Genomic DNA, 20,276 nt, shown 5'->3' on the forward strand with positions numbered 1-20,276 from the left:
GATGAGTTATCGCACCGACCCCTCCGCCCAGGCCGTGTTCGACGTGATCCGGTCGATGGTGACCGATCTGCTCGACCAGTACGGCATCGACGACACCGACATCACCCCGGACAGCCTGTTCCACGACGACCTCGGCCTGGAGAGCATCGACCTGGTCGCGCTAGGCGGGATGCTCACCGAACGCTACGGCGAACGCGTCAACCTCGCCGAGTTCCTCGCCGCCCTCGAGATGGACGACGTGATCGGGCTGCGCCTGGGGCTGCTCGCGGACTACGTGCACTCCGCGCTGTCGGAAAAGGCGGGCACGACCGCGTGAGCTTCCTCGCCGTCAACGGGGTCCGGACCCACTACCAGCACCTGCGGGCGAAGAACCCCGCCACCGCCGACGCCCCGCAGGCGGTGTTCATCCACGGCCTGGGCTACGACAGCCTCGCCAGCTTCTACCTCACGCTCGCCCCACCCGTGGCGGCCGCGGGGGTCGACGTGCTCACCTATGACCTGCGGGCCCACGGCCGGACCGAACGTCCAGACACCGGGTACCTCGTCCGGGACTTCACCGAAGACCTGCGAGCATTGCTGGAGGGCGTCGGCATCTCCGAACCGGTCCACCTGGTGGGCAACAGTTTCGGTGGCACTGTCGCCTTCGACTTCGCCGCGCGATACCCGGAACTGGTGCACAGCATCGTGGCAATCGAAGCCGAACCCCCGACCGAGGTCTGGTCGGGGAAGATGGCCCGCACGCTCGGCGGCGTCGTCGACGGGATGGCCGCGGAGGAGTACATCACCTGGGTCGAGGACACCTTCGGCGCCCACTACGCCCGGTTGACCAGGTCGGCGGTGAAGCTCATCCGCGCGACCACCATCGTCGAGGACGTGCCCACCGGGCCCTTCCTCGACGAAGACGCCCTCGCCTCCCTGGACTGCCCGGTGTTGTCCATCGTGGGCAGCGAAGGCTTCCAGAGCGAAGACCTGCGCGGCCTGGAACGGCTCCTGCCCCAATGCCGCACCGAAGTCGTCGACGGTCAGGACCATTCCGTGCTGGTGAAGCGGCACCACGAGATCAGGCCGGTGATCCTGGACTGGATCTCCCGGCACCACAACCGGGTTCTGGCGGCCTCCGGTGGGCGCCCGTGACCCGGTTCCTCGTCGTGGTGCCGCCCTTCACCGGGCACGTCAACCCGATCATCGGGGTCGCCGAGGAGCTGCGGAACCGTGGCCACGAGGTGAGCTGGGCCGGCGACGAAACCGTGCTGGCCCGCACCTTGCCCGGGCGCTGGCCGATCCACGCGTGCGCGTCGCCTTCCCCCGGACCCAGACCACCCCACCTGCGCGGATACGCGGCCCTGAAGCACCTGTGGGACGACGTCCTGCTGCCCCTGGCCGAAGCGATGGTTCCCGGGGTGCGGCAGGCTGTGCGTCACACCCGACCTGACGTCGTGCTCACCGATCAGCAGGCTCTCGCCGGTGCGCTGGTCGCCGAGCGGGCCGGACTCCCTTGGGCCACCTCGGCGTCGACCTCCGCGGAGCTGACCGACCCCCTGGCCGCCATGCCGCGGGTACGGGACTGGCTGGTCGGACGGCTCGGCGAACTACGGCACCGCCACGGCGTTCCGGGCGCCGGCGGAGATCTGCGGTTTTCCCCGCACCTGGTGCTGGCCTTCACGACACCGGCCCTGGCCGGGGACGTGGGACCCGCCGTGCGGTTCGTCGGCCCGGTGCCCCGGCCCCCTGCCTCGGACGACGGGTTTCCGTGGGAGCGGCTCGACACCGGTCGCCTGTCCGTGCTCGTCACGATGGGGACGGTGAACGCCGACGTGACGGAAGGCTTCCTCCGTGAATGCGTGGCGGCGCTCGACGCGCGGCCGGAACTCCAGGGCGTGCTCGCCGATCCCGGCAACCGCCTCCGGGAGCTCGACGGGGATTTCATCAGGCTACCGTGGCTGCCCGTGCCCGAACTGCTGCCGCACGCGGCCGCGGTCGTCTGCCACGGCGGGCACAACACCGTGTGCGAAAGCCTCGCCTCCGGTGTGCCGCTGGTCGTCGCCCCCATCCGGGACGACCAGCCGGTCATCGCCGGGCAGGTCGCCACGACCGGCGCCGGCGTGCGGCTGAGGTTCCCCCACAGCCGCGCCGAGCTGGTCGGGCACGCGCTCGACCAGGTCGGCGGCGACCCAGCCTTCGCGGCCGCCGCCGACCTGATCCGGAAGTCGTTCGTGGCCGCCGGTGGTGCGCCCGCCGCGGCCGACGCACTGGAGGACCTGGCGGCCGGTGTTCACGACTCTCGTGAGACGCGCGCGTAGGCCGCCCAGGCACTAACACCGGCGACTGCGGCCGCCAGTACCGCCGCGATCGCCGGTGCCGCTCCGGCGGGTACCCCCAGTGCCAGTGCGCGGGTCGTGTCGACCGCGTAGGTGACCGGATTGACCTTCGCGACCACGCGCAACCACCCGGGCATCGTCTCGACCGGCATATAGGCGCTGGAGGTGAACATGAGCGGGAACATCACGATGAACGTGACCGCCTGCATCGCCTCCAGCCGCGGGTGCCACGCCGCGATCGCCAGGAACAGCCAGCTCAACGCCCACCCGACGGCGACGGTGAAGATCACCGCCGCGGCGAGGCCCCAGCCGTCGCCGGGCCGGAACCCGAGCACCAGCCACGCGATCACCAGGATCACGACGAGCTGGAGGGCAAGCCTGATCGCGTCCGCCAGGCTGCGGGCGACGAGAAGGGACATCCTGGCCACCGGCATCGTCCGCAGGCGCCCGGTGAACCCGGTGTAGGTGTCGCTGAGCAGGCCGAACCCCGCGCCCATCGCGGTGGTCAGCGCGATGTTCACGATCGTCGCGGGCAGCAGGAAGTTGAGGTAGCCCGCGAACCGGGCGACCCCGGGTACGGCACCCACCCCCGCGAAGACCTGGCTGAACAACAGAAACAGCACCACCGGCTGGAACAACCCGAGGAACAGCAGCTTCGGATCGCCCAGGGAAGCGCGTACATAGCGACCGGTCAGCACGCGCACCTGCCGGGCGAAACTGCTGTCCGGCCACCTCGTGCCCACCGAGGCGGGCAGCCGCACGCGCGCGGTCACCGGGACACCTGCCCGGCGCCGTGCAAAGTCAGGTAGACGTCCTCGAGTGTGGGCTCGGTGACCCGCACGCGTGCCACCGGCAGTCGCTCGTCGTCGACCGCACGTACAGCGGCTACGACGTCACCGCCACCGTCGACCGGAAGCACGACCGCCCCCGACCGCGGATCCAGTACGCCACGCAAGCCGAGACCCCGCAGCCGCTGGAGCGCCCGGTCACCGTGCCAGGCTTCCGGGAACGTGAGAGTGAGCTGCTGGCTGCCGAGCCGTCGTTTCAGCGCGGTCGGCGTGTCGGCGGCCACCACCCGCCCGGCCGCGAGCACGAGCACCTCGTCGGCCAGGTGCTCGGCCTCGGCCAGGTACTGCGTGGTGAGCACCACCGTGATCCCGAGGCCGGCCAGGCGCTTGATGATGTCCCACAGCTGGCGGCAGGCCACCGGATCGAGGCCGGTGCTCGGCTCGTCGAGGAACAGCACTTCGGGCCGGCCCAAGAGGCAGGCGGCCAGGTCCGTCCGGCGCCGCATGCCACCGGAGTAGGTTTTCACGCGGCGGCCGGCGGCTTCGGTCAGGTCGAACGCCGCCAGCAGTTCGGCGGCCCGCTCCCGGGCCTGCTTCGCCGTCGCGCCGAGCAACCGCGCGAGGAGCACCAGGTTCTCCGCTCCGGAAAGGGCGTCGTCGAGGGCCGTGAACTGCGTCGCGACGCCGATGCGGCGGCGCACCTGCGAGCCGCCGCTTCGCACGTCCCAGCCGCAGACGCGCGCCGTGCCGGCGTCGGCACGCACTCGAGTGGAGAGGATGTCGACCAAGGTCGTCTTGCCGGCGCCATTGTGGCCCAGTACGCCCAGGATCCGGCCCGGGCCGACGGCGAAGCTGACGTCGGCCAGCGCCCGCACCGATCCGTAGGATTTGCTGAGCTCGGCGGTGATGATACGCGGCTCCGCCCGGAAACCGCCCCGCCCGGTCAGAAGACCCGTCCGACGTCAGAAACCACGATCCTCGACATGCTGTGTTCGGCGAGTGCCGCGATCGTCATGGACGGGTTGCACGCACCAGTGGACCCGGGGATCCGTGAACCGTCGAGCACGTACAGGCCCTTGTGCCCGGTCACGCGCCCGTTCATGTCCACGGCCGACCCCATCGGCACCCCGCCGAGCGAGTGCCACGTCGACGGCGCGGCGGTGTTGGTGTCGACCATCACGCCACCGCCGGCCACGGCCAGCGCCGCCATCCGTGCCGCGATGAGAGTCTGCAGCGCGGCGTCGGCGGCGAGCGGCCAGGTCAGCACCGCGTCGTCCTTGGTCGCGTCGTAGGCCCAGGTGCCGGCGGCCGGGACGACCCCGAAACCGACGACCGTCATGAGTTTCACGCCTTCGAGCGCCGCGGGGGCGCCGGCGTGGATGATCGTGAGCGGGATCGGGCTGAGCGGCGCGGTGCCGCCGACGCAGGCGGGACCGCCCTGTTGGGTGCCGGCGTCACCGTTCATGCCGATCCAGGCGTAGATCCGGTCGCCGTTGTTGCCCCACTGGGTGCCGATGGAGTCGGGCAGGTCGGGGATGAGCCCCTTCGCGCGCGACTTGACCAGCAGCCGCGTCGTGCCGGGCGAACCGGCGTTGAGGAACACGGCGTCCGCGGTGATCCGGATCTTCTCTTGCACCACGCCGGCGGTGTCGATGCGGTCGACCGATAGCACCCAGCGCTTGTTCGCGTCCATGGCGATGTCCTTGACGACGTGCAGCGTCGCCACCCGAACCCGGCCGGTCGCCTCCGCCGCGGCCAGGTACGTGACGTCGATCGAGTGCTTGCCACCGTTGTTGACCCCGAAAGCGATGTCACTGGTGGTGTAGGTGGGCGCGTACCGGCCGGCCAATTCACCGCGGACGAAGCTCCAGTCGATCGGGAGCGGCACGCGGAAAGGCTTCAGGCCCGACTTGGCCGCGACGTCGTTGAAGAGACGGGAGGATTTGTACGGGTCGGTCTTCAGAATGTCGTCGGGAATGGTGGAGATGCCCAGCATGCTCGCGACGCGGGGGTACGCCCAGAGGTTGAGCTCGTCGTAGAGGTTCGCCGCCATCGGCATGGACGCGGCGAAGTTCGCCTTCGTCGGCTGCAGTGTCATGCCGTGGTACATGATCGACCCGCCGCCGAGGGCCGCGCCGCAGTTGGCGGTCATGCCGTCGCCCTCCACGGCCTCGATCACCCCGGTGTAGGGCGTCCACGTCTTGTCCACGCCGGGGACGACACTGTGGTCGGTCAGCCAAGCCGACCGGTTGTCCATGTTGGCGAAGCGGCAAAAGGTGTCTGCGTTCGGCCCGGTCGGCCACCGCAGGCCCCGCTCGAGGACCAGCGTCGACACGCCCGCCTGCGCAAGACGAAGAGCTGAGACGCCACCGCCGAACCCGGAGCCGACGACGACCGCGCGTTCCCGCTGCTCGGTCACCCGGACGCCGGCCGAGGCCACCTGGGCAAGCGCGCTGCCGGAACCGGCCAGCAGGCCGCCCACCGCGGCGGCGCCGACGGCGGCAGTGCCGAGCGCCTGTCGGCGGCTGATGCGCGATCCGCCGGGGGCCGGGGAGTTTTCAGACATCGTTGACTCCATTGTCATCCGTTTCCACAGGGGAGCGCCGCAACATTTTCACTCTGCACAATGCGCCGACCGGCCAATAACCAACCGGAAGGACTCGCTTGAGATTACCCGCCGGCCGAGCGATTCGACAATGGCAGCGGAAAACAACAATCCGCATACCCCGGTAGCAATTCGTGCTAAAAACGCCGGACTCCGGCCGGGGTGAGACAGCACGTCCACCGACCGACATAGTCCAGTTTTAAATCAACCAGTTGACTCAAACTGGCCTGGCCGGTTAACTGGGCGGACACCCGCAGCAGCCCCGAGGAGGAGGTCCGGGATGAACCGATCCGCCGGACCCGGGCGAATGACCAGGTCCGCGCGACGAGACGCCACCCGCGAACTGATCCTCACCACGGCCGAACGGCTCTTCGCCGAGTACGGCATCGAAGTGGTGTCCAACCGCCAGATCAGCGAGGCGGCGGGACAGGGCAACAACGCCGCAGTCAACTACCACTTCGGCACCAAGGCGGACCTCGTAAGGGCGATCATGGCCGGGCACAACGAAGACATCGAACGCCTCCGGGCCCGGCACGTCGCCGAGTTGGGCGACGCACCTGGCGTCCGGGACTGGGTCATCTGCCTGGTCCGCCCGGTCACACGGCATCTGGCGAGCCTGGGTACGCCCAGCTGGTTCGGCCGATTCGCCACGCAGGTCACCACCAATCCCGCCTACCGCGAGCTCATGGAGGCCGACGCGCTCGGCTCACGCGCGCTGGTGCAGACCGTCAAAGGGCTCGACGGTTCCCTGCCCGCCCTACCGGCCAAGGTGCGGGCCGAACGGCACGAGATGGCCCGGCACCTGTTGGTACACATGCTCGCCCGACGTGAAGCAGTCTTCGCCCGAGACTTGCCTGCTGCGCAAGCCGACTGGGAACAGGCAGCGACGCGGTTGATCGATGCGATCGTCGGGCTCTGGCTCGCCCCGGTCAGCAGCCCCGCGTGACGGCGCGGGCGGGAAAGCTCACCCCGTGTCCCCGAGATGGAAGAGGTTCAACAATGACGGTCGGCACCAGCGGGCCGAGGAGTGTCCTCGTGGTCGGCGCTTCCGCCGCCGGATTGTCCACGGTGGATACTCTACGCCGCCGGGGTTATGCGGGTGAAATCACCGTTCTCGGTGCCGAAACCCACTTGCCTTACGACCGGCCGCCGCTGTCCAAACAGGTGCTGTCGGGTGTGTGGGAGCCGGACCGGACCTGGCTCCGCCCGCCGGCCGCGCTGGCCGCCCTCGGCGCGGAGATCATCCTGGGAGACGAGGCTATTAGTCTCGACGCCGCGAGCCGCACGGTCGAGACGGCCGCGGGGCGGGAGCTGTCGGCCGACGCCGTCGTCGTCGCCACCGGCGTTCGTCCCCGCGCGATGCCCGGCCAAGCCGGCCTAGCCAGGGTGCACGTCCTGCGCACGCTGGAGGACTCGGCGTCCCTGCGCCGGGATCTCGTGCAAGCATCGCGGTTCGTGGTCGTCGGTGAAGGCGTGCTGGGCGCCGAAATCGCCGCTACGGCCCGGGGAATGGGCCTGGACGTGACGATGGTCGGCCCGCAACCCACTCCGCTGACGGCCCAGGTCGGCCCGCTCGTCGGCGACCTGTTGACGAGCCTGCACTTCGAGCACGGCGTCAAACTGCGCCTCGGCACCGGCGTCAGCGGGTTCACCGGGGAACACGGCCGGGTGACCGGTGTGCGCCTCGACACCGGTGAGGTGCTGCCGGCCGACGTGGCCGTGGTGGCGATCGGTGCCGCCCCCGTGACGGGCTGGCTCCTGGGCAGCGGCCTCGACGTCGACAACGGCCTGGTGTGCGACTCGCGCTGCCGCGCTGCCGAAGGCATCTACGCGGCCGGAGACGTCGCGCGGTGGCACCACGAGCAGCTCGGCGGCCTGGTGCGGCTGGAAAACCGGACGAACGCGATCGAGCAGGCCATGGTCGTGGCCGGGAACATCATGGGAGACGACCGGCCCTACACGCCGGTCCCCTATTTCTGGACGGACCAGTACGACGTCAAGGTGCAAGTGCACGGCTTCCCCGACGGCAATGCGGAAGTGACCGTCGTCGAAGGCGACACCGCCGAGCGGCGGTTCGTCGCCCAGTACCGGCGCGACGGCCGGGTCACCGCAGTGCTCGGCTGGAACATGCCGAAACAGACGCGGCTCCGGCGCCAGGATGTCGTCGATGCCCTGCTCGACCCCGTCTCCAGCGAGCCGTGACGGTGACCGGCGCGGCGCACCCGCCGCGGAACGCGGCAAGAACCAGGCAACGGCTCCTCGACACCGCGGCCCGGCTCTTCGCCCGCAACGGGTACGCGAACACGTCGGTGCGAGACATCGCCGACGCGGCAGGCGCGAACGTGTCCCTCATCAACCGCTACTTCGAGTCGAAAGAGGGTTTGTTCGCCGCGTGCCTGGCACGTCTGCCTCGATGTCCCGGGATCCTCTTCGGCAGCCAGGAGCACCTCCTGCTACTGGCGCACGACCCGGGGACCGAAGGCACGAAGCAGACCCGTCTTGAGGCCCTGCAGGCGTTCGGTGCCGCCTTGTCCGAAGACGTGGACCGGCCCGACGACGACACGATCGCCGCACAAGGGCAGCTCGTGCTCGCCGCCGCGATCGGGATCGCGCTGGTGCGGTCGGCTGGTCTGCACCCGCTGGCTTCGGCGCGTGAGCCGCTGACCGGCCTGCTGCACGAGCTGGCCGGATTCCTGATGCGCCAACCCACAGCGATCCGATGACACGGGCCGGCTCACGCGCCTCACGCATCAGCGCCATCGCCGCGCTGGACGAGAACCGGGTCATCGGCGGGCCTTCCGGCGGGCTGCCGTGGCACATCCCCGAAGACTCCCGGCACTTCCGCGCGATCGTCGCGGGTCATCCCATCCTTTTCGGCCGGGTCACGTTCGAAGAGTTCAGCACTCCCCTGCCTGGCTGCTCGACCATCGTCGTCACCCGGCAACGGTCCTACCGGGTCCCCGGCTGCCGGGTCGCGCATTCGCTGCATGACGCCCTCGCGATGGCCCGGAACGATGACCCGGACGAGATCTTCATCGGTGGCGGGGCGGCGTTGTACCGGGACGCGCTTCCGTTCTGCGACCGGCTTTACCTGACGATCGTCAAGGGCCATCACGACGGCATGGCGAGGTTCCCGGACTACTCGGCGTTCGGCCGCGTCGTCAGCAGCACCACGCACGACACCAGCGGGTACCAGTACGAGTTCACGACCCTGGAGCGCACACTGTGACGACCAGACTCCGGATGTACTGGTGGCGCATGGAACACCAGCCGAAACGGAACTTCGGTGACGAGATCAGCCCGGTGCTGGTCGAGGAGATCTTCGGCCAGCCCTGCCAGTGGGCGCCGCCTCACTCGTGCGAGATCGTGGCGGCCGGCTCGATCATCGAGATGACCTTGGGGATGAAGCTCGCCAACCGGCCGGTGTTGTGGGGCACCGGCTTCATGCGGGAGGAGGACGACCAGATCACGGACCGGGACTTCGACGTGGTCGCCGTGCGCGGGACCCGCTCCCGGGAACGGGTGGAGGACGACCGGGCCGGCGTCGCGGTCGGCGACCCCGGTCTCCTGGCCGACGTACTGGTGACCGCCGCCCCGGCCAAGGAGTACCGGCTGGGCGTCCTGCCGCACTTCCTGGACGCGGAGGTCGCCGAGCTGGACTGGCTGCGCGAGCAGGCGGGGGTGCACCTGATCGACGCGACGAGCGACCCGCGCCACGTGGTCGAAGAGATCGCCCGGTGCGAGACGCTGGTGTCGTCCAGCCTGCACGGCCTGATCGTCGCAGACTCCCTGGGCGTACCCAACGGACACGTCAGGTTCAGCACCAACCAGTTCATCGGCGGGATGTACAAGTTCCGCGACTACTACTCGGTTTTCGCCGACCCGGACCGCCACTTCCTGTTGTCCCCGGGGCAGGTGCTCGGCATGGGCGTAGCGGCGGCCGCCGACCACGTACAGGAGCGGTACCGCGTTCCGGCCGACCTGGCCCGCATCAAGGACGAGCTGATCAAGTCCTTCCCGGCGGCTTAGCCCGGATCGTGCACCGGGCCAAGCCGCCGGGTGGTCGCGGCTATGCGAGCGTCACGCCCTCCAGCTCGCCGGTCGAGCGCCACTTCTCCAGCAGCTCGAAGAACTGGACGGGTCCGGCACCATAGCCTGCGGCCAGCAGGCTGTCGGGGTTTTCGTGGTCTCCCTCGGTGTCGAGGTAGCTGGGGGTACAGTCCGCGAAGAAGGCGATCCCGGCGCCGGCCATGTCACGCATGGTGTCGCCCCAGGCGTCCTCCGCGGCGAGGTCTGCTTCGATGGTGCTCGCTCCCCTGGCAGCCCACTCCCCGACCAGGTAGGCCAGGTGACACGCGCGCTCTTCGGCGGTGTGCGTGTAGTTGTGCGCGATGCCCGTCTGGGTGTAGCCGAGGAAGAAGCAGTTCGGGAAGCCGTGGGACTGCAGCCCGTGAAACGTCCGCGGTCCGTTCTTCCACTTTTCGGACAGCCGCAGGCCGTCGCGGCCGACGATGTCGAAGCCCGCCCGGCGGGTGTAGGTGGTGCCGACCTCGTAGCCGGTCGCGAACACCAGCGCGTCGACCTTGTACTCGGTGCCGTCTACGACGACGCCGTCGGTCGTGAGCCGCTCGATCCCGCGGCCGTCGGTGTCGACGAGCTGCACGTTGTCGCGATTGAACGTCTGCAGATACTCGTCGTGGAAGCCGAGTCGCTTGCACAGGCGCTTGTACCAGGGTTTGAGAGCCTCCGCCGTCTTCTTGTCGGTGACGGTCGAGTCGATCCGCTCGCGCAGCCGCTGCATCGACCGGTAGTCCTGCTCGTAGAGGAAAGCGAAGATCTCCTCCATCGTCATCGCGCCCTCGCGGCGGGCCATCTCCTTCATCACCGCGGCGGCGGTGAGCTCGGCGGAAACTTCGGTCCAGCCGTCACCGACCAGATCGAGCTCGATCTCGGCGCCGGCGGTCACCCGGGTGAAGTTCTCCATCCGACGGCGTTGCCAGCCGGGCTCGAGACCGGCCGCCCATCCGGGATCGGTGGGACGGTTGTCGCGGACGTCGACGGCGTTGGGGGTGCGCTGGAAGACGTAGAGCCGCTCGGCCCACTGTCCCAGCTGCGGCACGACCTGAAGCCCGGTCGCGCCGGTGCCGATGATGCCGACGGACTTGTCCCGGAGCCCGGTGAGGCCACCGGACTCGTCACCTCCGGTGTAGTCGTAGTCCCAGCGGCTGGTGTGGAAGGTGTGACCCCGGAACTCGTTGATCCCGGGGATGCCCGGGAGTTTGGGCCGGTGCAGCGATCCCGGCGACACGACTACCAGCGCGGCGGTGATCCGGTCGCCGCGATCGGTGGTCACCAGCCATTTCTTCGCAGACCCGTCCCAGGTCATGCCGGTCACCCCGGTCTGGAACAAGGCGTCGCGGTACAGGCCGTAGTGCCGGGCGACCGCGAACAGGTGCTCGCGGATCTCCGCACCCGAGGCGTAGCGCCGGGTGGGGACGTAGCCCAGTTCCTCGAGCAGCGGCATATAGATGTAGGACTCGATGTCGCACTGGATGCCGGGGTAGCGGTTCCAGTACCAGGTGCCGCCGACGTCGCCCGCCTTGTCGACGATGCGGACGTCGGTGAAACCGGCCTCCTGGAGCCGGACGGCCGCCAGCAGGCCGCCCAGCCCGGCGCCGACGAGGAGGATCTGGACTTCGTCCTCCAGCGGCTCACGGTCGACCCGCTCGACGTACGGGTCGTCGGCGTAGTGCGAGAACTCGGCGGTCACCTCGACGAACTGGTCGATCCCGTTCGGTCGCAGGCGCTTGGCGCGCTCGTAGGCGTACTTGGCGCGCACCCAGTCCGGGTCGAAGTGGTCGGGCTGAGGTCCCGGCGGGGACACGGTTTCCGGCATGTTCCGTTCCTTTCACGTGCTCCTGGCCCGCGGGTTCAGCGGCCGGTGGTCCCGCCGAGGCGCTCGCGCAGCGAGCGCTCGTCCGGGGTGCCGCGGTAGATGCCCCGGTCGACGAGGCGCGGTACGACCTCGTTGTTGAACTCCCGCATGGACAGGGCGCCGATCGGGAACATGATGTTGAATCCGCCCACGTGGCCGTCTTCGAACCACAGCGCGAAGTCGTCGACGATCTCGTCGTACGAGCCGACGAACTTCCGGTGCGTGGAACCGCCTCGCCCGATCGCGTGGGCGGTGACGTCACGTACCGAAAGACCGGGTCGTTCCTGGATCCAGTTGTAGAGCCCCACGTAGTTGCCGTAGGTGCTGGTGATGGTTTTCTCGACGTCCTCGGGCCGGGGAAGGACGTCCACCGGGAACGGGTCATTGACGTCGTCGAAGGACAGGAAGATGCCGAACTGTCCCAGCGCGAAGGGCGCGAGCATCTCCCAGTCGACGAAGTCGTCGAGGGCGCGCACCTTTTCCTCGGCTTCCGCCTTGGTGCGCCCGAGGAAGGGAATGAGCCCCGGGATGGCGGGGACAGTGCCCGGCGCCCGGCCGGCTTTCAGCAGTGCCTTGTCCAGGTCCGCCCGGTAGGCGGCCGCACCTTCGCGTGTGGTGGCGTTGGTGAACACCATCTCCGCGTGCTTGGCCGCCACTGCGATACCCGGCCCCGACCCGCCTGCCTGGGCGATCAACGGGCGCCCCTGGCGGCTGGGAGCGACGTTCAGCGCGCCCTCCACCCGGAAGAGTTCACCGTGGTGCGTGAGCTGCGTGGCGTAGAACCGGATCACGCCGTCGGGGTCGGTGCGGAGCTCGCGGTTTTCCCAGAGCGCGGTGGCGACGTCGAGGAATTCGTCTGCCCGCCGGTATCGGGTTTCGCGATCCGGGTGGGCCTTCAGGCCGTAGGCCAGGGCGAAGTGGTCCCCCGCGGTGGTGACGGCGTTGAGCCCGGCCCGCCCGTCGGAGGCCTGGTCGAGCGAAGCCATCAAGCGAGCGAGGGTGTAGGGGTCGTAGAACGTCGTCGAGGCCGTCGCGATCAGGCCCACGTGCCGGGTCACGCCCGCCATGGCGGTCAGCGCCGTGATCGGCTCGGCGGGTCCGCCGTCGGGCGCCGGAGAGCCCACCGCGCCGGGAACGTCACCGAGGAAGACCGCGGTGAAGAGGCCCTCGTCCGCGAGCTTCCCGTAGTCCAGCAAGCGGGCGAAGGGGTCCAGTTGCTGCGGCCGGTCACTGTGTTCCCGCTCGTACGCGAGGGCTCCTTGGTGGAGGTTGAGGTCGTTCCCCACCAGGTTCAGGTGCAGATAGCGTCGATCCGACATCGTTCTCTTCCTTGGTCCGTGAATCACTGCGGCGCACCCCCACCCGGCGAGCCCTCAAGTGTCACGTCCCGGCTTCGCACGGCGCCCGGGCGCCACGAAGCACCGGCGGAGGCCGGCTGCGACGAGCACTTGACCTCCTGTTCGGCGGCGTCGACGAGACAGCTGTGCGTACTGAGCAGCCAGCAGGCCCGGAACTCCGGTGCCCCGGCCAACGTGGTCTGCGCCACGTCGAAGTAGTGAACACCCTCTCCTAGTTTTGAGTCAACTGGTTGATTCAAAACTGGCCCACCGGTCCTCGACCAGACCGGCGTTCCGTTGTCGCGGCGACGGAATTTTTGGCACCTGGCAACAATTCTCAGAGCGAACCCGGGGAGAAGCACTCACCCCCTTGACTCCGCCGAATGTCTGCCCGACGATGGCCAGGAAGCCGTCACCGGCCCTTCCACAGTGTCCACTGAGGACACAACTCGGTTCTGCTCGTCCGCAGGCCGACATGGCCCGAAAGTCACCTCATGACCATCCACGCACCTTCGCGAAGCCATGCCGATCAGGCATTCACGGCACTCGCGGCCGGAGAACCGGTCATCGTCGCGGACGACAGGGAGGGACACCTGGTCTTTGCCGCGGCCCTGGCGACCCCGGCGCTACTGGCCTTCACGGTGCGGCACACGTCCGGGTTCGTGCGGGTCGCCATGACCGCCGAGGACTGCCGCCGCCTCGATCTGCCGCCGATGTACTACCGGGGAGATCCAGCCCAGCGGGTGACGGTCGACCGGCGGGGCCCCGGAACGGGCATCTCGGGTGCCGACCGCGCGCGCACCATCGCCGCGCTCGCGGCACCGGATTCGGTGGCCGACGACTTCACCCGGCCCGGCCACGTCGTTCCGGTTCAGGCTTACGCCGGTGCGATTCCCGGGATCGCCGAGACGGCGATCGAGCTGGTGCGCCGGTCCGGTCGGAGCGCGAGCGCGGTGTACAGCACGCTGGTTTCCGCCGAAGATCCGTCGCGCATGGCAAGCGGAAGCGAGCTGCGGCGCTTCGCCACCGAGCACGGGCTCGTGCTAGTACCGACGGGGCCGGAAACCCGCGCACGGTGACCGGAGTGCACGTGAGGACCGCCCCGGCGCCGAAGGCCGCCTTGGCCCTGGCCGACCGACTCGACCGGGAACTCGTTCGCCTGTCCAGGTCGTTCGACAAGGTCAAGTACCGGTCCACCGAACCGGGGTCCGACGGGATCGAGCGTGCGGCGTACGCGATCCTCCTCGCCCTCGTCCGCGAGGGCGCACAGCGCACCAGCCGGCTGGCCGGATCGCTGCACGCGAAGATCTCCACGATCAGCAGGCAGTCGAGCTCACTTGTCCAGCTCGGCCTGGTCGAGCGCCAAGCCGACCCCCGGGACCGGCGGGCCTTCCTGCTGGCAGTGACAGCCGAGGGCAGACTGGTCTTCGAAGAGACCCGCGAGCGGCGCAACCGGTGGCTGGCCGAGGTGCTCGATGGCTGGACGGAAGAAGACCGCCGCAACGTCATCCGGCTCTTCGGCGGGCTCAACACGGAGATCGAAACCCATTTCCCTGTGCTCGCTCACCCCGCCGAAGCCAGCAGGTGAGCGACCGGAAGATCCAGCGTCGTGACAGCTTCGGTGGGCGCACGAGATACCAGGCGTCCATGCTGGTCCGCTTCGACCGGCTGTGCCTGGTCGGCGCGCATCAGCGGGATGTCCGACTCGACACGGTACAACCGGCGCAGTCGAGGGTTGTACAGGATCGCGTCGCTGACGAAGTAGAGCAGAGCACCCTTGTCGATGGGACAGACGAGCACGCTGAGAAGCCGTTCGTCAAGCGCCACGGTGGTCCCTCCCTTGTGGATGGTTGCCGATCAGCGGCCCCTCGAAGCGCGGGTCGCCGATGACCGCCAAGGACTCGCGGAACAATCCCGCGAACCGTGTGGCCGCGGCATCGTCGAAGAGCGACAGCCGGTAGCGGAAGCAGAGGTGGAGCTCGTCTCGCAGGCTGAGCACGCCGAGGGAAAGGCCACGCGGCATCGGCGCGGGCGTCGAAAACCACAGCCCCGCGACCGGTGCCGACGGCCCGAATTCGAGCATCTCGCCCACCTTGCCGAGGTTGGACACCAGCGAGGTGTCGCTGAACCGCCGCGCACCGAACCGATGGGCCAGACGCACCAGGCGAGCCCGCACGGCCACCGGGTAGCACGGCGCCGCCAGGACCCGGGTGACCAGGCCGAGTTGCGGCCCGCTGTGGTTCTTCGCCCATGAGGTCTGCGTGATGACGTCTGCGAGTGTCCGCCGTGGACTATTACCCGGCGGGACGGCGATGCTCGCCAGCCGGCACAGATTGCCCAGCTGCTCGCCGTCCAGCCCGGGTGGGCGGGCGTTGATCGGCACCGTGATGCGCAGGTTTCTCGCGTCGGCGCCGTGTGCGCTGTTCCAGCTCGCGATCGCCACGGCCAGTGCGACAATCAGGACGTCGTTGACCGTGCCGGGGCTCGGGCCGGTACGGGGACGGCAGGGCAGCACGAGGCGCAGAAGCCCGTACCCCGGCAGCGGCCGTCCCCGGTCGGCCGCGATCCGCGTCGGAGGACGGCGTGACACCCTCGGCGGGCGATCACGCCCACTCCGCGGAACGCGGAGGGACAACGGGTTCGCCGGCACCGGATCCGGTGCTCCGGCGTAGCGGCGGGCGATCGAGCGGAGCAGTCGAAGGCAGGACAGACCGTCCAGGACCGCGTGGTGGGCGCTGAGCAGGACCACATCCCGGTCCGGGCCCACCGCGTGCTGGACCCGTACCGGTGCGGTGTCGAGCGGGGGCGCCGCGGCCAGTAGGTGCCGCTGCCCCCTGGCCAGCTCTTCGGGGGTGCTCCAGCGCGCCCGCTCGAGCGTGGCTCCCGGCCGGTCCGGGACCTCCCACTCCAGCCTCCGCTGCCGGCCGCGGTGCGGCGCCCGGCGCGCCCGGGCGAGAGGGTGCGCGGTGAGCGTGTCCCCCACCGCCTCCCCCAGGCGCGCCGGGTCCAAGTGCCCGGCGACGTGCACCTCGAGGTGCACGTTGTTCGGCTCACCCGGACCGTCCAGCCAGCAGCCGAGCTCGTCGACCGGCGTGAACGGCACCCGGGTGGTCAAGACCGCGCACCAGCACGGCGAGGCAACTGCGGCGTCAGGGCGGCGGCCAGCGCGGCGAGCGCCAGCACCTGGGCGGGACCGCCCAGCGCACCGCCCCCGGCGGTCACGCCGTGCGACACGACCCCGGCGATCGCGAACACGCCCGCGCCCAGCATCGCGACGACCGCGACCACCGGCAGCCAGCGCGGCCTCAGGTACGCCAGCCCGGCGAGGAGCGGCACGAGCAACCCCGCGAAACCGCCGACTATCACCAACAGTGCGGTGACGGCGGCCAGCGCGACCCAGACTCCGCCGCGGCTCACTCCGGCTTCGGTGTCGATGATCCGCTCGGTGTTGCTGTACCGGCGGCGACAGATCACGCCCAGCAGTGCGGCGAAGACCAGGCCCACGGCAGCGGCGCCGGTGATGATCAGCGCGACCCGGTAGAGCGTGCCGGGTGGGAAGGACAGCGTCACGGTGCCACCGGCACCGGCTGGGACGACGAAACCCTGTTGCCAGCCGTCGAGTTCGATCGCCTGGAGCGGTTTCCCGTCGAGACTAGCCGTCCAGCCGGCGTTGAAGGTTTCGTGCACTTGCAGATACGACGCCGCTCCGGCGCCGACCGCGACCTGCCGCCGCTCCGGTTCCCACGACTGCACGCGCGCCTCCCGCTGCGTCGCATTCGCCGCGTGCGTGGTCGTGGCGCTGGTGAGGGTCAGATCGGTGATCGCCAGTGGACCAGGGTCGCCCGCCGACGAGAGCACGTGCCGTCCAGCGCGGAGATCCACACCGCTTCGGGCGGCGCAGACGGTGAGCTCGACCGGCCGGAAATCCGCCAGGTCGGCCGGGGTCGTCTTCGCCGACGTCGGGTAGGTCTTCCCGTCGATGACCAGGTCCGGTCCTCGCCCGCAGGGCAGTTCGACCGGCGTGTTCGCGTCCGGAGCAGGCACCGCGAGGTCCGTGAGCGCCGGGGCGTACAGCTCCGCCAGCCCCACCGCCGGCGCCACGCTCGCGCCGAGGGCCGAGTCGTCCGAACTGGACGGCGACACGCCGGGGAAGCTGATGTCCAGGTGATCGGTGGTCAGCGCCTCGAATTTGACGTCACCGGTGGACGGCACGGGGTTGGTGCTGGTGTTGGGCACCGCGACCTCCCGGGTGCCACCGGTTCCGCTGATTCGGACCTTGGTCGGCGTGGCGGCGATACCGCTTGCGGGGACGAGCACGAGCTCGTCGATGGTGCGCATCCCGGTCCAGCGCAGGTGCACCACCGGGTCCGGTCCGCCGGCCAGCCACGGGGTCCGCCAGTTGCCGTCGACGAGGTTGCCGGAGCGGAACTGGGGCAGAGCGCCCCAGCTGGAGCTGGCGGTCGCCGTGAGGCCGCCGTTCGGTGCCGGGGGCCGGTCGAGCAGCGAGTCCAGTGCGGTGCCGGGCACGGCAACCGCCGTCGCCGACACGGTCATGTGCTGGGCCGTGTCCGTGTCGAACGTCCGCGCCAGCCGGGGTTCCGGCTGCCCGCCGGCCAGCGGCCACGGCGAGACGGCGTCGCGATGGAAGGAGACCACTGTCGACGCACCGGGTCCGGCGCCGGAGACATCCGCGGCGTGCAGGTATCGGGCCACTTTGACGCCGGGTATCGCGATCTCCCGGATACCGGCGCCCAGCTCGGCTGCGCCCCCGCTCGTCGAGTCGACGGTGACGCGCAGCCACGACGTATGCCCGCGCGGAACCTGCAACGGCTGGGGCAAGCCGGTGGCAGCCAGTTCGGTGGCTGCGCTGCCCGCCTCCGTCGTCGTGACCACCCGGCGGATCATCGGCCGGAACGAGCTGTCGTCCAGCAGTTGGATCGGCACCGTGGCGGGCGGGTCCAGCGACTGGTCGAAGTCGATCTGCAGCCACTGTCCGGCCGCGCCGTCGGGCCGGCCTTCGGTCCACGCCGTCGTCGCGTCGCCGTCGAAGGCGTTAACGGGGTCGAACTGGGGTGTCTTCCAAAACCACGAGCCGTAGGAGGACGCGGAGACGCCGGCGGCGCCGGACAGCTCGGCGACGGTCTGGTTGCCGGTGGCGTAGTCCGGCACGAGCTGCCGCGGCGGGGCACCTTCGCCGCCGTGGGGATCGTCCGCCGGGTTGGTGCCGTCCTTGGTGTAAGTGTAGGAGGTGTTGTCCCGGATCAGGCCGAACGCGGTGTCCTGACGCCGCATCCCGTCGGTGACCACCTGAGTGCCCGGCTTGTCCTCTCCCCCGGCGTCGCCGTTCATGAGCACCGCCCGGTCGCCGAGCGTCCCCTGGTTGGCGAGCTGCAGCAAAGTGCCCGGGTCGCCGTTGACCAGCAACGCCGAATCGACCGGCCGCATCGTCACCGGACTGGGAGGCGTCGGCGTCCGCGTCGCGAAGATCTCGACCGCCGGGTACTGCCGGAGCATCGCGGCCGCGGTCAGCGGGGTCCCGGACCCGATGCGGCCGCCGGTCAGCTGCGGACCGAACGACGCCGCCCGGGTGAAACCGGACAGCTGGAGCGTCGTGTGGATGACGTCGGGTGAGACATAGTCCAGCTGCGTGGGATCGAGGTCGTTGCGTACCACCACGTAATGCACGCCGGCGCGGGCCAGGAAGGACTCGAGCCCGGGCTGCGGGCCGCCCGACTCCAGCGCGTCCTCGGCGGCCTTCAGCATCGCTTGCGAACCCGGACCGGAGTACGGGACGAGGTCGCGCTGCACCCACGGCGATTTCGCCAACGTTTCCAGGGGTTCATCGACCGGAGTGCCCCAGGCGTAGGTGCCGTGGGAGTCCGCCGGGGTGACCAGCGCGGGTGCCGTCGGTGAGTGCTGAGCCAGGAAGTTCGCCGTGTCGGTCCAGTAGGACGGGACCGCGGCGAACGGCTCGTCCTGCAGGATCCGCCCGCTCAGGTACGGCTGTCCGAGCCCGATCAGCACCGCCGCCACGGCAAGCACCGCGAGGATCCGGCTCGGCATCGCTCGTCCGGAGCGCGCCCTGCGCCCGGCCCGCTGCCGGACCGGCCGGGCGAGGACGTGGGCGACGCCCAGTGTCAGCACCGCGGCCAGCACCGGCTCGAACTTGTAGACGTTGCGGAACGGCGCGAGTGCGCTGTCGAACCAGTGCTGCACTGTGCTGGCGAAGAGCCCGCCCACCGGGCCGGCGTACCCGGCCAGCAGGACGAGCGCGGCGAGACCGGCGGACAGCCGCAGCCACCGGCCTTCCGGCAGGTCACGCCGGGCCAGGCCCGCCAGTCCTGTCGCGGCCGCGATCGTCGACGCGCCGACGATCAGCGGGGTGGATACCACCGCCCACCCGGCGGCCAGCCAGGCGTTGCCGAAGTGCAGGTAGGCGACCCAGTTGCCGCTGCCGCGCAGGACGGTGGCCGCCGAGGTCGTCTGGTTGGTGTTGGCGGCCTGCTCGATGTAGGGCAGGAAGTCGAAGCCGTACGAGGCTTGCAGCAGGAGCGGGACCACCCACCAGGCCGTGGCGAGCACGACAGCGAGCAGCCACCACAGCCCGAGCGACAGCAGCCGCCGGTCCCGCGTGCGCGTCATGATGTAGAGGGCCGGCAAGACGAGCGCGGCGACGGTGGACGCGGCGTTGACACCGCCCATGCACAGCACCGCGACCCCGGACCGCGCGGCCGCGAGCTTGGTGGAACCTTCGCGCGCGCCCTGTACCAGGGGACGCACCGCCCACGGCGCGAGCAGACCGGGCAGCACCGCGGCGGAGGTCGAGCCGACCAGGATGGTGTAAGTCGGCCACAGGGCGAAGACCGCGGCGGCGAGCAGGCGGGTGCGGGGCGAGCCGATTCGCAGTGCTTCGCCGAGCCGGAGCAGACCCCAGAACCCGGCGGCGATCAGCAGTGACATCCACAACCGCTCGGCGATCCAGACCGGGAGGTGTGCGATGTGACCGAGCAGCGAGAAGGTGCCCATCGGGAAGGCGTAGCCGATGGATTGGTTCTGCAGCCCCCCGAACCACTGCAGCGGGTTCCACAGGTGGCCCAGCTGCCCGTAGAACCCGGCCGGATCGACGTTCACTCCGAGCTTGGTGTCGAAGACCATCTTGCCGGGGCTGTTCACCACGAACAGGATCAGGATCAGCAGCCAGGCGCCGAGCAGCCACCAGCGGCGGGCCGGACGCGGGGCGGCATCGTCCGGTTCGGCCACCGCGGAGTGTGGAGGCCACCTTCGGGTCGTGTC

Annotated in this window: 18 protein-coding genes; 10 read left to right on the forward strand and 8 right to left on the reverse strand. The window is 70.0% G+C overall.

Annotation, left to right across the window (positions count from 1 at the left end; translation table 11 throughout):
- Position 1 precedes the first annotated feature (1 nt).
- Genes QQ657_RS13530 through QQ657_RS13540 form a run of 3 tightly spaced genes read left to right on the forward strand, consistent with a single transcriptional unit; the run spans position 2 to position 2,300 of the window.
- The gene (locus QQ657_RS13530; RefSeq protein ID WP_284742445.1) at positions 2–316 is read left to right on the forward strand and encodes a phosphopantetheine-binding protein; all 315 of its coding nucleotides are present in this window, start codon (positions 2–4) and stop codon (positions 314–316) included.
- A complete protein-coding gene (locus QQ657_RS13535) occupies positions 313–1,134 on the forward strand; it encodes an alpha/beta fold hydrolase (RefSeq protein WP_284742446.1) in 822 nt (273 codons plus the stop codon). The genes QQ657_RS13530 and QQ657_RS13535 overlap by 4 nt, the downstream gene beginning before the upstream one ends.
- On the forward strand, positions 1,131–2,300 hold the full coding sequence (locus tag QQ657_RS13540; RefSeq protein WP_284742447.1) for a glycosyltransferase: 1,170 nt from the start codon (positions 1,131–1,133) through the stop codon (positions 2,298–2,300). The genes QQ657_RS13535 and QQ657_RS13540 overlap by 4 nt, the downstream gene beginning before the upstream one ends.
- On the opposite strand, the gene QQ657_RS13545 is transcribed toward QQ657_RS13540, so the two are convergent.
- The 3 genes from QQ657_RS13545 to QQ657_RS13555 all read right to left on the reverse strand — a co-directional run bounded on the left by QQ657_RS13545 (position 2,273) and on the right by QQ657_RS13555 (position 5,672).
- A complete protein-coding gene (locus tag QQ657_RS13545) occupies positions 2,273–3,091 on the reverse strand; it encodes an ABC transporter permease (protein ID WP_284742448.1) in 819 nt (272 codons plus the stop codon). The two genes, QQ657_RS13540 and QQ657_RS13545, sit on opposite strands and share 28 nt — an antisense overlap.
- Positions 3,088–3,981, reverse strand: coding sequence for an ATP-binding cassette domain-containing protein (locus tag QQ657_RS13550; RefSeq protein WP_284742449.1), 894 nt, complete (start codon positions 3,979–3,981; stop codon positions 3,088–3,090). Before QQ657_RS13550 ends, QQ657_RS13545 begins: the two co-directional genes overlap by 4 nt.
- A 68-nt stretch (positions 3,982–4,049) precedes the next feature.
- Positions 4,050–5,672, reverse strand: a complete 1,623-nt coding sequence (locus tag QQ657_RS13555) for a GMC oxidoreductase (RefSeq protein WP_284742450.1) — start codon at positions 5,670–5,672, stop codon at positions 4,050–4,052.
- 319 nt (positions 5,673–5,991) lie between these two features.
- On the opposite strand from QQ657_RS13555, the gene QQ657_RS13560 reads away from it, so the two are divergent.
- The 5 genes from QQ657_RS13560 to QQ657_RS13580 are packed head-to-tail and all read left to right on the forward strand — an operon-like array spanning position 5,992 to position 9,740.
- Positions 5,992–6,657 carry a TetR/AcrR family transcriptional regulator gene (locus QQ657_RS13560; RefSeq protein ID WP_284742451.1) on the forward strand — a complete coding sequence of 222 codons (666 nt, stop codon included), beginning with the start codon at positions 5,992–5,994 and terminating at the stop codon, positions 6,655–6,657.
- 53 nt (positions 6,658–6,710) lie between these two features.
- Entirely contained in the window at positions 6,711–7,913 is a 1,203-nt protein-coding gene (locus QQ657_RS13565) for an NAD(P)/FAD-dependent oxidoreductase (protein WP_284742452.1), read from the forward strand.
- Complete coding sequence (locus QQ657_RS13570) at positions 7,910–8,434, forward strand: TetR family transcriptional regulator (protein ID WP_284742453.1); 525 nt, start codon at positions 7,910–7,912, stop codon at positions 8,432–8,434. The genes QQ657_RS13565 and QQ657_RS13570 overlap by 4 nt, the downstream gene beginning before the upstream one ends.
- Complete coding sequence (locus tag QQ657_RS13575) at positions 8,431–8,940, forward strand: dihydrofolate reductase (protein ID WP_284742454.1); 510 nt, start codon at positions 8,431–8,433, stop codon at positions 8,938–8,940. The genes QQ657_RS13570 and QQ657_RS13575 overlap by 4 nt, the downstream gene beginning before the upstream one ends.
- A complete protein-coding gene (locus QQ657_RS13580) occupies positions 8,937–9,740 on the forward strand; it encodes a polysaccharide pyruvyl transferase family protein (RefSeq protein ID WP_284742455.1) in 804 nt (267 codons plus the stop codon). The genes QQ657_RS13575 and QQ657_RS13580 overlap by 4 nt, the downstream gene beginning before the upstream one ends.
- Positions 9,741–9,780: 40 nt before the next feature.
- Here the strand turns inward: QQ657_RS13580 and QQ657_RS13585 are convergent, their stop codons facing one another.
- Together QQ657_RS13585 and QQ657_RS13590 are read right to left on the reverse strand one after the other, a co-directional pair.
- Positions 9,781–11,607, reverse strand: a complete 1,827-nt coding sequence (locus QQ657_RS13585) for a flavin-containing monooxygenase (protein ID WP_284742456.1) — start codon at positions 11,605–11,607, stop codon at positions 9,781–9,783.
- Positions 11,608–11,642: 35 nt separating this feature from the next.
- Entirely contained in the window at positions 11,643–12,965 is a 1,323-nt protein-coding gene (locus QQ657_RS13590; protein ID WP_284742457.1) for an NtaA/DmoA family FMN-dependent monooxygenase, read from the reverse strand.
- A gap of 512 nt (positions 12,966–13,477) precedes the next feature.
- Here QQ657_RS13590 and QQ657_RS13595 point away from each other — a divergent pair.
- Together QQ657_RS13595 and QQ657_RS13600 are read left to right on the forward strand one after the other, a co-directional pair.
- Entirely contained in the window at positions 13,478–14,062 is a 585-nt protein-coding gene (locus QQ657_RS13595; RefSeq protein WP_284742458.1) for a 3,4-dihydroxy-2-butanone-4-phosphate synthase, read from the forward strand.
- 5 nt (positions 14,063–14,067) lie between these two features.
- Entirely contained in the window at positions 14,068–14,571 is a 504-nt protein-coding gene (locus QQ657_RS13600) for a MarR family winged helix-turn-helix transcriptional regulator (protein ID WP_284742459.1), read from the forward strand.
- Here the strand turns inward: QQ657_RS13600 and QQ657_RS13605 are convergent.
- The 3 genes from QQ657_RS13605 to QQ657_RS13615 are packed head-to-tail and all read right to left on the reverse strand — an operon-like array spanning position 14,547 to position 20,243.
- Positions 14,547–14,810: a Trm112 family protein gene (locus QQ657_RS13605; protein ID WP_284742460.1), complete on the reverse strand. Its 264-nt coding sequence runs from the start codon at positions 14,808–14,810 to the stop codon at positions 14,547–14,549. The two genes, QQ657_RS13600 and QQ657_RS13605, sit on opposite strands and share 25 nt — an antisense overlap.
- The gene (locus QQ657_RS13610; protein ID WP_284742461.1) at positions 14,800–16,098 is read right to left on the reverse strand and encodes a hypothetical protein; all 1,299 of its coding nucleotides are present in this window, start codon (positions 16,096–16,098) and stop codon (positions 14,800–14,802) included. Before QQ657_RS13610 ends, QQ657_RS13605 begins: the two co-directional genes overlap by 11 nt.
- Positions 16,095–20,243, reverse strand: coding sequence for an alpha-(1->3)-arabinofuranosyltransferase domain-containing protein (locus QQ657_RS13615; protein WP_284742462.1), 4,149 nt, complete (start codon positions 20,241–20,243; stop codon positions 16,095–16,097). Before QQ657_RS13615 ends, QQ657_RS13610 begins: the two co-directional genes overlap by 4 nt.
- Positions 20,244–20,276 lie beyond the last annotated feature (33 nt).

This window comes from Amycolatopsis ponsaeliensis (assembly GCF_030182635.1).
GTDB classification, from domain to species: domain Bacteria; phylum Actinomycetota; class Actinomycetes; order Mycobacteriales; family Pseudonocardiaceae; genus Amycolatopsis; species Amycolatopsis ponsaeliensis.

Excerpts from the sequence above, each read along its gene's own strand:
- QQ657_RS13565 (WP_284742452.1), top strand. The coding sequence starts at position 6,711 with ATGACGGTCGGCACCAGCGGGCCGAGGAGTGTCCTCGTGGTCGGCGCT.
- QQ657_RS13575 (WP_284742454.1), top strand. The coding sequence starts at position 8,431 with ATGACACGGGCCGGCTCACGCGCCTCACGCATCAGCGCCATCGCCGCG.
- QQ657_RS13560 (WP_284742451.1), top strand. The coding sequence starts at position 5,992 with ATGAACCGATCCGCCGGACCCGGGCGAATGACCAGGTCCGCGCGACGA.
- QQ657_RS13585 (WP_284742456.1), bottom strand. The coding sequence starts at position 11,607 with ATGCCGGAAACCGTGTCCCCGCCGGGACCTCAGCCCGACCACTTCGAC.
- QQ657_RS13595 (WP_284742458.1), top strand. The coding sequence starts at position 13,478 with ATGACCATCCACGCACCTTCGCGAAGCCATGCCGATCAGGCATTCACG.
- QQ657_RS13530 (WP_284742445.1), top strand. The coding sequence starts at position 2 with ATGAGTTATCGCACCGACCCCTCCGCCCAGGCCGTGTTCGACGTGATC.
- QQ657_RS13590 (WP_284742457.1), bottom strand. The coding sequence starts at position 12,965 with ATGTCGGATCGACGCTATCTGCACCTGAACCTGGTGGGGAACGACCTC.
- QQ657_RS13555 (WP_284742450.1), bottom strand. The coding sequence starts at position 5,672 with ATGTCTGAAAACTCCCCGGCCCCCGGCGGATCGCGCATCAGCCGCCGA.